We start from the raw sequence: 12,867 nt of genomic DNA on the forward strand, positions 1-12,867 counted from the left end.
TCCTCTGAAACGCCTTTCGGCCTGATGACGCTCTCCATCCACCATAGGTCCGTGGCAGGACGGGCCGAGTTAGCAGCTTCTGGCAGTCTCTGGGCGCGGCTCTCCGCACCTACAGGAGTTCCCTGAATCTGTCCCCGAGCGAAAGTACCGTCGACCAGTGACCACAGACACTCTGCCGATGGAGTCCTCCGACCATCTTCGCGCCGACATGATCGCCGCGCTGATCGAGCAGGGCTCGATCAGCTCGCCGGAGGTCGAAGCCGCTTTCGCGGCGGTCCCGCGCGAGAAGTTCGCCCCGGAAGCAGCGCTGCCGGCTGTCTACTCCGCGCGAGACGTCGTCGTCACCAAGCGCGACGCTTCAGGCAGGGCGACGAGTTCGGTCAGTGCGCCCTGGCTGCAGGCCGAGATGCTGGAGTCCGCGCGGCTCTATCGCGGGGCGAAGGTGTTGGAGATCGGGAGTGGAGGCTACAACGCGGCGCTCATCGCTGAGATCGTCGGCGATGAGGGCCTGGTGGTCACCGTCGACATCGACCCGTTCGTCACCGAGCGCGCCAGACGCTTCCTCGCCGAAACGGGCTACCCGCGGGTGAAGGTCGTGCTGGGGGATGCCGAGCACGCGGCCGAGGAGCACGCCCCCGAGGGCGGCTTCGACGCCATCCTCGTCACGGTGGGGGTCTGGGATGTCCCGTGGGGGCACCTGCTCGCCCCGCGCGGCCGGATGGTGGTGCCGCTGCGGTTCTCCACGGTCAGCCGGTCATTCGCCTTCGCCCGCGCCGGCGGCCACTTCATCGGGTTGGACCCGACGGTGTGCGGCTTCGTCGCGATGCAAGGCGCCGGCGCGCATCCGGATCAGGTGGCGGTCCTTGCCGAGGGGGCGGTGAAGCTGACCTTGGAAGAGGGCCCTGCTCTCAATGTCGCGGCACTCGACCAAGCGCTGACCGCCGATCGGACCGAGCTGTGGACCGGCGTCACGGTGGCCCATGGGGAGTCGTTCGATTCGATGAACCTCTGGATCGCGACCGCGGACGAGCGGCTCGGCATGATCTGGCGGGATCCGGCTCGTGACTGCGGCCTCATCGAGCCGGCGATGCGCTGGTACTGCCCGGCGCTCATCGCCTCGGACAGCTTCGCCTATCTCGCCATCCGCGAACTGCCCCGCGCCGATGAAGCTGAGGAGCGGCGGTGGGAGTTCGGGGTGTGCGGGTACGGCCGCGCCGGCGCCAAGCTCGCCCAGCAACTCCATGACCATGTGCAGCTCTGGGACCGCGACTGGCGCGAGCACCCCGGGCCCGACTTCACGCTCCACCCCGCCGACGTCGCGGTGCCGGTTCCGCCCGTTGGCCGGATCTTCCGGAAGCGCCACACCCAATTGGAGATGACCTGGGCGTGACCGCCTCAGCCGCCGGCCGGTACTCGCGGTCCAGCAGATGCGCCAGCCCAAAAACAAGATCACTATATGAGCCGGTGTCGGTCACGATGACGTCCGCGCGACGACCCTCACCGGAGGAGAAGATGACGTCCAGGGCGGACGGGGCCCCTTGCCCCAGTCGTATTGCATCCAGAGCCCGGGTTCGGCGATCCAGGGCTGGTGGATGTCCCCACCGCTTGACCAAATCGCCACAGCTCCAGGTCAGCGGCTTGCGCTCGACCACACCAGAGCAGAGGCCTCGCCGGCATAGCGCGGCAACCGCGCTCGAGCACCTGGCCGCAGCGAGCGCGGCGCCGGGGCGAAGCGCAGCCACCCCTGGTGAGCCAGCGCATTGATCGCTGCCCGCCACTGACTGATGGTCCAGCCGAAGGCATGCCCAACCTCAGCCCAGGTCGACCCCTCGCCGGTGTTGGCCACCACGTCGGCCACGAAGCGGGTGACCTCCAGCTCACGGCCGGCACATGACGTAGGCCCCGCCGGCGAGGAGCGCACGTCTTCTTCGGCCTGGCTTGCGACCGATCCCGCTGCACGTGGTCATGCGCCCGACGCAGGACCTGCCGGGGTGGGCACGTCACCCTGCGCCACCACGTCCTTCCACGCCTGGAATTCCTGCCACGTCAGGCCATCGGCCTTGAGAACCGTCGGTGCCACCGCGGCGATCTTCTCAAGGGTGACCTCTTGGCCGAGGATATCCAGCCACACCATCGCGATGACCGGGCGCGGCAACTTGGAGCGGAACGTCTTGTCCGGCCCTCCCCATCCCAACAACTCATCCGCCCACTGCTCCGGCATCATCCCCCTGGTTTCGCCAGATGCCCGCGCATAGTCGACCAGGTAGCCGCGCCAAGCTGCCCAGCGCGCCTCGATGGCCGCGTCATCGGGCACGATGCTCCGTCGCACCAGATACTCCGTCGCAAGCGCCCGCCAGCTTCCGGCCTGACATCGATGCCACTGCCGGGAACCCGCTTTCAGCATGGCCGCGTCCGACTTCGGCACACCCAGCCGCCACAGTCACGAGCGTGATGCTCTGTCCATGGCCTTCGCGCTCCGACCACTCTCCGCACGCTGAATGGCGGGAGGGTCGGCCGGCTGCTCCGTCATGAGCAAACCGCTACACCCTCGCCGCTCTATCGCAGCCGATGACACGCCGATCCCCACGGCTATTCGGGGAGGTAGTCACTCCCCGGCACGGCTTCGCGCGATGATCACCACCCCGAAGCCTCCGATTCGAGGGCCTGATGGAGCCGTTCCGTGTTCCCCCGGCGCGTAGCGGCTGACCTGCGTTCAGCCCCGTCTCGTGGCCAGGAGTTCGCGTCCGCGCTCCGGCGTGATCAGGCGGGCGGCCCGGGGGTCGGCCAGCAGGGCGATCGGTGCGAGATGGTCCTCATGCAGTGGCCGCCAGTGGACAAGGGCGTCGCGCAGGCGCGGCCAGGCGTCCTCACCGGCGTCGAGAGCGGCGTGCGCGGCCGCGTCAAACTCCGGGTTGCCGAAGCAGAGTCGGAACCCCGGCTCTTTCCGCCGCGCCTGGTGACGGCCGAGCAGGTGCTTGACTCGCTGTGGGGCGCGCTCCCTCAGGAACTGGAGCGTGGAGGCGGAGCCGAAGCGGCGGGCCTGTTCGTGCGCGGCGAACAGCAGGGGCAGGGCCTGCGCGGCGAACAGGTCCTCGTCGAGGGTCCACGACCGGGTGTCGCTGTTCGTGAGCATTTGGTAGAACGGGTCGTCGTCCTCCTCCCTCAACAGGGTCCGCATCTGGAAGTGCAGGAACGAGGCGCGATCGCGGCCGAAACGCGCGGCCTGCGCAAACACGGCCAGCGGGCGGTCCACCTCGCCGCGCAGGCTCGCCAACCGGGCGTCCTCGACCTTGGCGTCCCACGCACGCTGGGTCTCGCATTGGGGGCGATCGAGGGCGTGGAACCCGGCGTAGAAGTCGTACATCTTCTCGTAGAACGAGCCGTGCCGGTCGGGGCCCATGGCCGTCCACGAGAACACGTCATAGGCCGCCCATTCACCGCGCTCGTCGACGTCACCCGGGTCGAGGTAGACGACGCCGGCGTCCGCCTCCAGGGAGATCAGCAACGATCGTGCCGCCGCGGGCTCTTCCTCCTCCTCATCCCAGTCGGCGTAGGCATCGGCCCACATCGGCTCCAGATCGGCCAGCCAGCCGATCTCCTCGGTGCCGCGTAGGCTCCAGACGAAGTTGCCCGCGTGCCGCCAGCCGTTGGTGACCAGTAAGAACTCCCGAAATGATGGAGGCAGCACGCATCCCAGACGCGCCTCCAGTGCCCGCACCTCGTCCTCGGTGGCGGGAGGGCAGCCGAGCCAGGGGTCGCCGTCCGGCTCCTCGTCGGGGTGGGCGATGCGCCACTCCTCGCTCCAGCGCTGGAGGAACGGCTTCCATGCATGACGGTCCACGGCGGGCTCCTACGATGTCAAACGATCTGGTCTCGCGAATTCCATCAGGTACCACCGACAGCGCCGGTGCCGGGAGATGGCGTCCATCGTGCGACCCGTATCGGCCTGTCGGTAAGGTCGGCCAACCAGCCGCCAGATGAGCGTCGATGGCCTCGACCGCCCACGGCAGCGGTCCGCGCGTTGCGCAGATCGTCGAAATGCTCGGCGAGCGCCTCGACAACCCCGAGTTGTCCCTGCTGTTCGCACGACCATTCCGGCTCGCACTCCTTCGAGGACGACATGCCCAGCTTCGCCCGCCAGGGCCCTCGCCCGACCTCCAGCGCAAGATGGACGACTTTCGGTGAAGGGCGGCGTCGCGGACGTGCTCTGCTCATACCTTTAGGCGACCGGTGAGCCACCAGCGCCAGAACGTGGCCACGTCCGGAGCGGCCCACGTGCGGCTGTCGTCCTCGTGATCCCAGCAGAACACGTTCTCGCGGGTCACCGGAGGAAGTCTCAGGGCGAACCGGTCGCCGTTGCCGGAGCGGCACTTCCGGCAGGACGCGGGCGCCGCTGCCGGCCAGCGCGGTACGGGCGCGAACGACGATGCGGCGCACCAGCGCCGCGATGGTGCGGTGGTCGCCGAGCACCACCAGCTCGGCGGTGAGCGTCGGTGTCCATGACGCCGATGGACTCTCCGCTTGGACCGCGGGCATGGAAGCTGATCCCACATCGGTCGTGGTGCTTCTCCTCGAGCACAATGCCGCGCGCCGCCGCCAGCGTCTGCGCCGCACCTCGGATCGGCTGCTCAGAGGCAATGTCAGGCTCTGTCGCGATCAGTCCACAACCCGATCCTCACTCACCCCGCACACCGGGCCAACAGCATTTCTGTTCACGATGGATGACGTGCTCGTCCTCATCCTGGGTGTCCAGGAAGACGTGACCTGGACGACCCGCACCGCGCCCAGGACTCGAGAGCACCGAGCAGGTCTTCTGGGGTGGCGGTGAGGGACGAGGTGTGGGTCAGTCCTGGCACGTGGCGACCGGCGGGGCTGTCTCGTGCGGGGCGAGCGGTGCACGGCGCCGGTCGGGGCTGGTGCTTGTCCGCAAGGCCTACTGAGGCCGGACGTTGTGGTTAAGGGCGAACAGGTTGCCGGGGTCGTACTGGCGCTTGACCGCCGCGAGCCGCTCGTAGGTCTGCGCTGGATAGATCGCGGCGACATCCTCCTCGGTGGCCGAGGCGAGGAAGTTGGCGTAGGCGCCGTTGACGTGGGGTGCGAGCCTCGCCCAGATCGCTGCCAGAGCGGGACCAGCGGCCTCGACGACCGGAGCCGGACCCGCGGTGGTGGTCACGAACATCAACTCCGCTCGGCGATGCGCGTAGGCGGTGGCGTCGTCGGGGACGCGGGCCACCGCACCGCCGACGCTGCGAACGGCGATGAACGGCGACCCCTCCGATGCCCCGACCTCGGCAAGGATCTGAAGGACCTCTGGCACCGATTCCCTGTCGACGAATGCGCTTCGGGTGACGAGCCGGATGCCGGGCGGCGGTGTCACGCCATCCACGAGCGTGTCGGCATAGGGCTTCAGCGCGACATCGTCGTCGATCACCGTGCCGAGGCGGCGGATCGGGTCGATGGCCTTCGTGGCGAGCTCCGTGTCGTCGCCGTCGAAGGCGAGGTGGATCTCGACCGGCGCTTCGGGCCCGCCGGCGAAGGGATTGGCGAAGCTCGCGATGGAGGTGAGCTCTTCGGGGGCGGTGCGGAGGTAGTCCGCCCAGCCCTGGAGCACGGCGGCAGCCTCCGACGCCGGGAAAGCGATCTTGCCGTAGAAGACGTCTGTCGTCGGGTGTGCCGCGAACTCGAAGGCGGTCACGATCCCGACGTTGCCGCCGCCCCCGCGAATCGCCCAGAACAGCTCCGGGTTGTCCTGCGCGCTGGCGTGCAGGACCTCTCCGCCGGCCGTGACCACCTCTGCGGCGACCACGTTGTCCAGGGCCAGGCCGTACTTCCTGACCTTCCAGCCGATGCCGCCGGTCAACGTCAGCCCCCCGACACCGACGCTCTTGGTGTCGCCCGAGGAGATAGCCAGGCCGTGCGGGGCCAGGGCGGCCGCGACCTGACCCCAGGTGGCGCCGCCGCCGATCCGCACGAGGTGACGATCCTTGTCGATGAGCTCCACGTTCGCGAGCCTGCTGAGGTCGATCACGATGCCGCCGTCGTTGGTGCCGAAGCCCGCGAACCCATGGCCGCCGCCACGGACGGACAGCACAAGCCCTGCGCCGGCGGCGAATCTGACACCCGCCTGCACGTCCCCGACGCTCTCGGGCCGCAGGACATAGGCCGGACTACCCGAAGACAGGACCGAGCGGCTGGCCGACTCGTACTCCGCTCCGCCCGGTTCGATGATGTCGCCGCCGAAGTCACGGCGAAGGGTCTCAAGCGCTGAACTCATGACGTTCCTTCCACAGGAGAAAACTCGTTGTCGGAACCGACCGGGCCGACAGTCGCCGCCCGGCGGCGTGCTGAACGAACACAAGATGCCGGCGACCCGATCCTTGTGACAGCGCGGCCATGTGACCTGCACCACACAAGGGACTCATCGGAGATATCTGACGCACGGCCGCTCACGACGCTGCCCCGGCGTCAGGCCGTGCGGCAGTGGGCGGCAAGGATCGGCTACCGTCGCGGTGTCACAAAGCGGCCTGGCTCGGCGTCTGGTGGTGACACAGTCGAGGAAACAGGAGCATCCATGGCCGGCACGTCGCAGACCGCGCCCGGAGATCGCGGCGGGGACATGAGCCGGGACGACCGCCCCGACCCCGCGACCGAGGCGTTCGTCGCCCACCGCAGCCTGCTGTTCACCGTCGCCTACGAGATGCTCGGCTCGGCCGCCGACGCCGAGGACGTCCTGCAGGAGACCTGGCTGCGATGGGCGGGCGTCGATCTCGACACGGTGCGGGATCGGCGTGCCTACCTGGTCCGCATCGCCACGCGCGAGGCGCTGAGCCGGCTGCGTACGCTCGGCCGTCGCAAGGAGTCCTACGTCGGCCCCTGGCTGCCCGAGCCGCTGCTGACCGCGCCTGATGTGGCCGAGGACGTGGTGCTGGCCGACAGCGTCTCGATGGCGATGCTGCTGGTGCTGGAGACCCTCGGGCCGACCGAGCGGGCGGTGTTCGTGCTGCGCGAGGTGTTCGACCTGGACTACGACGAGATCGCCGAGGCCGTCGACAAGAGCCCGGCCGCGGTCCGTCAGATCGCGCACCGGGCACGGGCGCACGTCGCGGCGCGCCGGCCGCGCGGGGTCGTCTCTCCGTCCGCGACACGAGACGCGCTCGAGGCGTTCCAGCGGGCGGTCGAAACCGGCGATCTGCAACGCCTGCTCGACGTTCTCGCGCCGGAGGTCGTCCTGCTGGGTGACGGGGGCGGCGTCGTGCCGGCCGCGCTGGAGCCTGTCGTGGGAGCCGACCGGGTGACCGACGTGCTGGGCAGGATCTCCGCGGCGATGCTGCTGCAGCTGGCACAGGTCAACGGCTACCCGGCGCTGGTCTTCCGGCTGAACGGCGAGATCGAGACCGTCATGGCGGTCCGCGTCGACGACGGCCTCATCACCGGGCTCTACGCCGTCCGCAATCCCGAGAAGCTGTCGCACATGGAGCGGGAGACCACTCTGCACCGCTGAGCCAGGCGACGAACCCCACCGCGCTGCTGACCTCTGGCCTCCGCCCGGCCTGCCGTACCAGCCCGTCGGTGTCGCGTGCCGGATCAGGCGCCACGGCCGGCCTTGCGTGCGGCCGCGGTGTTCACCTAGTTCCATGATCGGTTTCCTTCCTCGGCGGGTCCTGTCGGTACGACGACACAGCCCCCCGCGATGGCCGCTGATCAATCTGAGCGCCGCTGACCGGAGGCCACCGCCGCTGCGGGCCCCGCGCAAGAGGGGCGGAGAATGGAAACTCCGTGCCCCCACGTGATGGAGAAACCGTATGCCCGAACTCGTCCTCCCGGTCATCGCGCCCGGTTCGCTGAGTCACACCCCGCAGCCGGTCCTGACGTCAGAGAGGAGCCTTCTTCTGAGGCCCTGGAGGAGGGAGGACGCTCCCATGATCCTCGACGCCTTCAAGGACCCGGGCACGCGGCACTGGCACGCGCGCACCGTTGACTCGATCGGCGAGGCCGAAGAACTCATCGAGGGCTACACACAGGGCTGGCGCACCGAGTCCAGCGCGACCTGGGCGGTTGTCACGGCGACGGACGAGGTGCTCGGCAGGGTCGCGTTGCGTGGCATCGACCACGCAGCGGGAGAGGCCGAGGTGGCCTACTGGATGCGCGCCGCGGCCCGAGGTCGAGGCGCGGCCACGGCCGGAGTGCGGACGCTCAGCGCATGGGCGTTCGGCGTGGGCGTCCATCGGCTGTACCTGAACCACTCGACCATGAACGAAGCGTCCTGCAGGGTCGCGCAGAAAGCCGGGTTCGCCCTGGAAGGGACCAGGCGCAGCGCTCATCTCCACGCCGACGGGTGGCACGACATGCACCTGCACGCCCTGATCAGTCCCTCACCCTGACGGCACGCGTCCGCAGGGGACAAGCCGAGAGCGAACGCGTCCAGTCCTCGTCCGCGTCGAGTCGCACGCCTCTGTCGCTGCGAACCGCGAACGGCAAGGAGGCACGAGCGTTACGATGACCGGCCATTGATCATTCAGGAGGTGTTCGCATGGATTTCGGGGTGCTGTGTGTGCATGCGCATCCGGACGACGAGGCGATCTGGACCGGCGGGACCCTGGCCAGGTACGCCGACGAGGGCGCCAGGACCGCCGTCGTCACGTGCACCTGGGCGGAGGGGACCCGACGGGCAGGAGAACTGGAGCGCTCGCTGGACATCCTCGGCGCGGGCAAACCGAGGCTGCTCGGTTACGCCGACGCCCGCAAGCCCGAGTCCGCGCCCGGCAGCCCACGTTTTCTGGACGTCCCGCTCGACGAGGCGGTGAGACGGGTCGTCGAGCACATCAGGGAGTTCAGGCCCGACGTCGTGCTCACCTACGACGGATGGGGTTCATACGGACATCCAGACCACGTGCACGTGCACCGGGTGACCATGGCCGCGGTCGAAGCGGCCGGGTACGACCAGCTCTACACGGACGCGGGCGCTCCGTGGCGTCCGCACGCCCTCTACCTGGCGACCATCCCGCGATCTGTCGTGGCGTCGCACTGGCAGGCGGTGTTCGGAACGCCTCCCGAGCCGGGCCAGACGCTGCCAGGCGTCCCCGACGAACACGTCACCACGCATCTGGATGTCGGGCGGTGGGCCGAGCGCAAGTGGGCTGCCATGCACGCGCACGAGTCCGAGGTCGGGCGGGGCGCGTCGATGACCTTGCTCACCTCTCTGCCGGAGCAGGCCCGCGCCCAGATGCTGGCGAACGAGTGGTACCGGCGCGTCTCCTACACCGGGCCTTCGGAGACCGCCCTGTCAGGACCGCGGTCCTGAGCCGTTGAGACGGCCATGCGCTCAAGTGACGCCCCTCCGTCCTGGGCGAACCCGATGGGCGGCCGAAACCCCGCCATACTCGTGATCGCCGTCATCTCAACCCCGGCATCGGGGCCGGAGCGTACGGCTCGGAGTCTGTGGATCGGGGGAGCGGACACCTCCTGACCCTCGAAACGCCGCCTAGCGTGTGGTTCCGGTCAGGCCAAGCGCGACCGTCGTGGCGATGGCTTCGAGACGCTCGTCATCCATCGGGATCTGGTAGCCGTATGCCGAGAAGAAGATCGGGCCGCTGACGAGCAGGTGGACGAGCTCCGGATCCACGGGACCAGCGAGCTCTCCGCGGTCGGCGGCTCGGTTGAGGACTGTGGCGTACGACTGCCTTTCGGCGGCCAGAAGGCCCTGCTGGAATCTGGCCGCCAGTCCCGGACTTCGGCTGAGTTCCGCGATGATCGCCGGGCCGACCTGGCGGGCGGCTGGATCGTTCATCCGGCGCCAGACCCGGTGGGCGATCACCAGGAGGTCGCCGCGCAACGACCCGGTGTCGGCCGGGGGCGGCAGGTCGTCGACGTCATGCACGGTCGCGGCGAAGGCCAGCTCCGCCTTGGACGCGTAGCGCCGGTAGATGGCCGCCTTGCCTACCTTGGCTCGCGCGGCGACTGCGTCGATGTTCAGGCGCTCATAACCCGATTCGGCCAGCAGCTTTCTCACCGTCTCGATCACGGTGTGATCTATCTGACTGTCGCGCGGTCGCCCTTGCCTCTCCTTCGGCATGGCGGCAGTATACGGAACTCGAGTTCCGAAACTGGAGTTCCATAAATAGCGAGGGGCATCTCATGGCCACTACGGCGTCGGCCGCCACGACCGCGCATCCGGGACTGAACCGCTGGGTTCCCCGACTGGCGATCGCAGCTGCCGCACTGCACTTCGCCGTTGCCTTCACGGTCGCCGACTGGCGCGGCATCGTCGGCAACGGCTTCGTCAACACCGTCGGTGACGCTGCCGTCCCCGACAACGACGTCCGCATGTCGACGCTCTGGTTTTTCATGGCCGGGATGGGATTCCTCGCCTTCGGCACGTTCGCCCGGTGGGCCGTCAAGATGACCGGCCGCATGCCCGCCCAGATCGGCGGCTATCTTCTGGCCGCCGGTGTGCCGATGACGATCATCCAGCCTGTCTCCGGAGGCGTGCTCCTGACGGCCATCGGAGTGCTTGCCCTGCGTGCGGCCCGCCATGACCCGGCCGCCAAGCCAGCCGCGTAGACCTCCGAGGCCGCCACCACCCTGGAGGTGTCCGCTGTCGCTACGCCTGCACCCGCGCCGAGGTCGGGGGGCCGGTTGAGAAGGCGGGACGAAAGTCCGTGCCGGCAGATGTCGTATCGAGGCCTGCGCCGATCGTCGTACTGGTGAAGGCCCCGGTCCGGGTTGCCGCCAAGGCGGCACCGCACGGGCACGACCGACCAGGAAGACAGGAAACACGATCATGAATCCGACGCTCAACACCATCGACATCGTGGTGTCCGACATCGACGCCTCGATCGGCTTCTATGCCCGTCTCGGGCTGGATTTCAAGATCGACGACTACTCGCCCGAGCACGCCGGCTGCGACCTGCCGAACGGGCTGCACATGATGCTCGACACCGAGGGCTTTCGTACTCCGTTCCTGCCCGGCTGGAGCAGGCCGTCCGGCGGCCCGCGCACCCTGCTCTGTTTCCAGTTCGAGACCCCGGCGGGGGTGGACGCCAAGTACGCCGAGCTCGTCGCGGCCGGCTATCGCGGGATCGCCGAGCCGTTCGATGCGTTCTGGGGGATGCGTTACGCCACGGTGGCCGACCCGGACGGGTGCGGCGTCGACCTGTATGCCGCCCTGCCGTCCAGCTGAGCACTGGCACGGCAGGTACCGGGTACGTCATCGTCGAGCAGGAGGTTCAGCAAGGTGAAGTACGTGTTGATGTTCATCGAGACCGAGCAGTTCTCCCGGCAGTTGGAGGCGATGGGCGAGCTGGAGCAGCGCCAGGCCTACGAGGCGGTGGGCCAGTGGTTCGCCGACAACGCCGAGGTGATCACGCATCATACGCATCTGGGGCCGGCGCACACCGCCACCACGCTGCGCCTGGACGGCGCCTCGCCCGTGGTCACCGACGGGCCGTACATGGAGGGCAAGGAGGTGGTGAGCGGGTTCGCCGAGGTCGAGGTGGCCGATCTGGACGAGGCGTTGAAGCTGGCCCGCTCGTGGCCGGCGTGCCCGATCGTGGAGATCCGCCCCGCCTCATGACCGGCCCCGCAGACCAGCCCGCCGCCGAGCTTGCCGGCGGCTCTCCCGGAGAGCGGCCCGGCCGCACCGGTGCGAGCCTGGGCGGAGACAGCGGAGGCGTGCTGGCCCGCGTGGTGCGTGAGCACGCGGGCCGGTTGGCGGCGAGCCTGATCTCCCTGCTGGGCGACTTCTCCGCCGCCGAGGACCTGGTACAGGACGCCGTCGAGATCGCGCTGCGCCGCTGGCCGGTGGAGGGGATTCCGGAACGGCCGCAGGCGTGGCTGTACATGGTGGCACGCCGGCGGGGGCTGGATGTGCTGCGCCGGGAGTCGAACTACCGGGCCAAGCTGGCCCAGTTGCGCTGGCCGGAGCCGCAGGCGGCCGATGACCGGCTGCGGCTGATCTTCACCTGCTGCCATCCGGCGCTGGCCCCGGCGGCGCGGATCGCGCTGACGCTGCGGGTGGTGTGCGGGCTGTCCACGGCGCAGATCGCCGCGGCGTTCGTGGTTCCGGAGGCCACGGTGGCCCAGCGCATCACCCGGGCGAAGAAGAAGATCGGCCAGGCCGGCATCCCCTACCGCGTCCCCGCGGCCGAGGAACTGCCGGAGCGGCTGGCCTCGGTGCTGGCGGTCATCTACCTGCTGTTCAACGAGGGCTACCTGTCCAGCACGCCTGAACGGGCGCGGGCGCGTGACCTGGTCGACGACGCCGAATGGCTGGCCGCCCTGCTGGCGGGTCTGGCGCCGGGCGAGCCTGAGGTGGGCGGGCTGCTGGCGCTGATCCGGCTGCACCGGGCCCGCGACGCGGCCCGTTTCGACGAGCACGGCCGGTTGGTGCTGCTGGCCGATCAGGACCGCTCCCGCTGGGATCATCATGCCATCGAGGAGGCGACCGCGCTGTTGACGGGGGTGGCTCGCGCGCACCGCCGGCCGGGGCCGTACCAGCTGCAGGCGGCGATCGCGGCCTGTCACGCCGAGGCGCGGTCGTTCGAGGACACCGATTGGGCGCAGATCCTGGTGCTGTACGACATGCTGCTGCACCTGGCACCCTCGCCGGTCACTCGGCTGCACCGGGCGATCGCCCTGTGCCGCGTGCACGGGGCCGCGGCGGCGCTGGCCGAAGTCGACGCGCTGGAACCCGACCTGGTCTCCTACGGATTGTGGCACGCGACCCGCGCCGAGCTGCTGCGTGAGCTGGGCGAGGCCGAGCAGGCGCGCGCCTGCGACGAGCGGGCGCTGGACCTGACCGCCAACCCCGCCCAGCAGGCGCTGCTGGCCGAGCGGCTGACCTGGACCTGATCGCGGGCGGGGCGTTCA

General features: G+C 69.3%; 16 protein-coding genes. 10 read left to right on the forward strand and 6 right to left on the reverse strand.

Features of this window, described 5'->3' with window-relative positions:
• Positions 1–178: 178 nt before the first annotated feature.
• Positions 179–1,390, forward strand: coding sequence for a methyltransferase, FxLD system (fxlM, locus tag FHR33_RS02160; RefSeq protein WP_183642731.1), 1,212 nt, complete (start codon positions 179–181; stop codon positions 1,388–1,390).
• On the opposite strand, the gene FHR33_RS53105 is transcribed toward fxlM, so the two are convergent.
• From FHR33_RS53105 to FHR33_RS02180, 4 genes are all read right to left on the reverse strand, one after another.
• Positions 1,296–1,652, reverse strand: a complete 357-nt coding sequence (locus tag FHR33_RS53105; RefSeq protein ID WP_183642734.1) for a Tn3 family transposase — start codon at positions 1,650–1,652, stop codon at positions 1,296–1,298. The genes fxlM and FHR33_RS53105 overlap by 95 nt on opposite strands.
• Positions 1,631–1,858, reverse strand: coding sequence for a hypothetical protein (locus FHR33_RS02170; protein WP_183642737.1), 228 nt, complete (start codon positions 1,856–1,858; stop codon positions 1,631–1,633). Before FHR33_RS02170 ends, FHR33_RS53105 begins: the two co-directional genes overlap by 22 nt.
• Positions 1,859–1,963: 105 nt before the next feature.
• On the reverse strand, positions 1,964–2,425 hold the full coding sequence (locus tag FHR33_RS02175; protein ID WP_183642740.1) for a hypothetical protein: 462 nt from the start codon (positions 2,423–2,425) through the stop codon (positions 1,964–1,966).
• Between the two features lie 288 nt (positions 2,426–2,713).
• The gene (locus FHR33_RS02180; protein ID WP_183642743.1) at positions 2,714–3,841 is read right to left on the reverse strand and encodes an SMI1/KNR4 family protein; all 1,128 of its coding nucleotides are present in this window, start codon (positions 3,839–3,841) and stop codon (positions 2,714–2,716) included.
• Between the two features lie 146 nt (positions 3,842–3,987).
• Here FHR33_RS02180 and FHR33_RS02185 point away from each other — a divergent pair, with 146 nt between their 5' ends.
• Together FHR33_RS02185 and FHR33_RS02190 are read left to right on the forward strand one after the other, a co-directional pair.
• Complete coding sequence (locus FHR33_RS02185; RefSeq protein WP_183642746.1) at positions 3,988–4,185, forward strand: hypothetical protein; 198 nt, start codon at positions 3,988–3,990, stop codon at positions 4,183–4,185.
• Positions 4,186–4,426: 241 nt separating this feature from the next.
• A complete protein-coding gene (locus FHR33_RS02190; protein ID WP_183642749.1) occupies positions 4,427–4,828 on the forward strand; it encodes a hypothetical protein in 402 nt (133 codons plus the stop codon).
• A 105-nt stretch (positions 4,829–4,933) separates the two neighbouring features.
• Here the strand turns inward: FHR33_RS02190 and FHR33_RS02195 are convergent, their stop codons facing one another.
• Positions 4,934–6,274 (reverse strand): FAD-binding oxidoreductase, encoded by a 1,341-nt coding sequence (locus FHR33_RS02195; RefSeq protein ID WP_183642752.1) that lies wholly within the window; start codon positions 6,272–6,274, stop codon positions 4,934–4,936.
• A 297-nt stretch (positions 6,275–6,571) separates the two neighbouring features.
• Here FHR33_RS02195 and FHR33_RS02200 point away from each other — a divergent pair, with 297 nt between their 5' ends.
• From FHR33_RS02200 to FHR33_RS02210, 3 genes are all read left to right on the forward strand, one after another.
• Positions 6,572–7,501: an RNA polymerase sigma-70 factor gene (locus FHR33_RS02200; protein ID WP_183642755.1), complete on the forward strand. Its 930-nt coding sequence runs from the start codon at positions 6,572–6,574 to the stop codon at positions 7,499–7,501.
• A 301-nt stretch (positions 7,502–7,802) separates the two neighbouring features.
• Entirely contained in the window at positions 7,803–8,381 is a 579-nt protein-coding gene (locus FHR33_RS02205) for a GNAT family N-acetyltransferase (protein ID WP_183642759.1), read from the forward strand.
• Between the two features lie 149 nt (positions 8,382–8,530).
• Positions 8,531–9,301, forward strand: coding sequence for a PIG-L family deacetylase (locus FHR33_RS02210; protein WP_183642762.1), 771 nt, complete (start codon positions 8,531–8,533; stop codon positions 9,299–9,301).
• A gap of 180 nt (positions 9,302–9,481) precedes the next feature.
• On the opposite strand, the gene FHR33_RS02215 is transcribed toward FHR33_RS02210, so the two are convergent.
• On the reverse strand, positions 9,482–10,072 hold the full coding sequence (locus FHR33_RS02215; RefSeq protein ID WP_183642764.1) for a TetR/AcrR family transcriptional regulator: 591 nt from the start codon (positions 10,070–10,072) through the stop codon (positions 9,482–9,484).
• A gap of 62 nt (positions 10,073–10,134) precedes the next feature.
• Here FHR33_RS02215 and FHR33_RS02220 point away from each other — a divergent pair, with 62 nt between their 5' ends.
• The 4 genes from FHR33_RS02220 to FHR33_RS02235 all read left to right on the forward strand — a co-directional run bounded on the left by FHR33_RS02220 (position 10,135) and on the right by FHR33_RS02235 (position 12,849).
• Positions 10,135–10,560: a DUF6463 family protein gene (locus tag FHR33_RS02220; RefSeq protein WP_183642767.1), complete on the forward strand. Its 426-nt coding sequence runs from the start codon at positions 10,135–10,137 to the stop codon at positions 10,558–10,560.
• Between the two features lie 220 nt (positions 10,561–10,780).
• On the forward strand, positions 10,781–11,179 hold the full coding sequence (locus tag FHR33_RS02225) for a VOC family protein (protein ID WP_183642770.1): 399 nt from the start codon (positions 10,781–10,783) through the stop codon (positions 11,177–11,179).
• 54 nt (positions 11,180–11,233) lie between these two features.
• Positions 11,234–11,572, forward strand: a complete 339-nt coding sequence (locus FHR33_RS02230; protein WP_183642773.1) for a YciI family protein — start codon at positions 11,234–11,236, stop codon at positions 11,570–11,572.
• On the forward strand, positions 11,569–12,849 hold the full coding sequence (locus tag FHR33_RS02235) for an RNA polymerase sigma factor (protein WP_183642777.1): 1,281 nt from the start codon (positions 11,569–11,571) through the stop codon (positions 12,847–12,849). The genes FHR33_RS02230 and FHR33_RS02235 overlap by 4 nt, the downstream gene beginning before the upstream one ends.
• Positions 12,850–12,867: the final 18 nt, after the last annotated feature.

Source organism: Nonomuraea dietziae (assembly GCF_014195505.1).
GTDB classification, from domain to species: Bacteria; Actinomycetota; Actinomycetes; order Streptosporangiales; family Streptosporangiaceae; genus Nonomuraea; species Nonomuraea roseola.

Excerpts from the sequence above, each read along its gene's own strand:
- fxlM (WP_183642731.1), top strand. The coding sequence starts at position 179 with ATGGAGTCCTCCGACCATCTTCGCGCCGACATGATCGCCGCGCTGATC.
- FHR33_RS02185 (WP_183642746.1), top strand. The coding sequence starts at position 3,988 with ATGGCCTCGACCGCCCACGGCAGCGGTCCGCGCGTTGCGCAGATCGTC.
- FHR33_RS02190 (WP_183642749.1), top strand. The coding sequence starts at position 4,427 with ATGCGGCGCACCAGCGCCGCGATGGTGCGGTGGTCGCCGAGCACCACC.
- FHR33_RS02195 (WP_183642752.1), bottom strand. The coding sequence starts at position 6,274 with ATGAGTTCAGCGCTTGAGACCCTTCGCCGTGACTTCGGCGGCGACATC.
- FHR33_RS02200 (WP_183642755.1), top strand. The coding sequence starts at position 6,572 with ATGGCCGGCACGTCGCAGACCGCGCCCGGAGATCGCGGCGGGGACATG.
- FHR33_RS02205 (WP_183642759.1), top strand. The coding sequence starts at position 7,803 with ATGCCCGAACTCGTCCTCCCGGTCATCGCGCCCGGTTCGCTGAGTCAC.
- FHR33_RS02210 (WP_183642762.1), top strand. The coding sequence starts at position 8,531 with ATGGATTTCGGGGTGCTGTGTGTGCATGCGCATCCGGACGACGAGGCG.
- FHR33_RS02215 (WP_183642764.1), bottom strand. The coding sequence starts at position 10,072 with ATGCCGAAGGAGAGGCAAGGGCGACCGCGCGACAGTCAGATAGATCAC.
- FHR33_RS02220 (WP_183642767.1), top strand. The coding sequence starts at position 10,135 with ATGGCCACTACGGCGTCGGCCGCCACGACCGCGCATCCGGGACTGAAC.
- FHR33_RS02225 (WP_183642770.1), top strand. The coding sequence starts at position 10,781 with ATGAATCCGACGCTCAACACCATCGACATCGTGGTGTCCGACATCGAC.
- FHR33_RS02235 (WP_183642777.1), top strand. The coding sequence starts at position 11,569 with ATGACCGGCCCCGCAGACCAGCCCGCCGCCGAGCTTGCCGGCGGCTCT.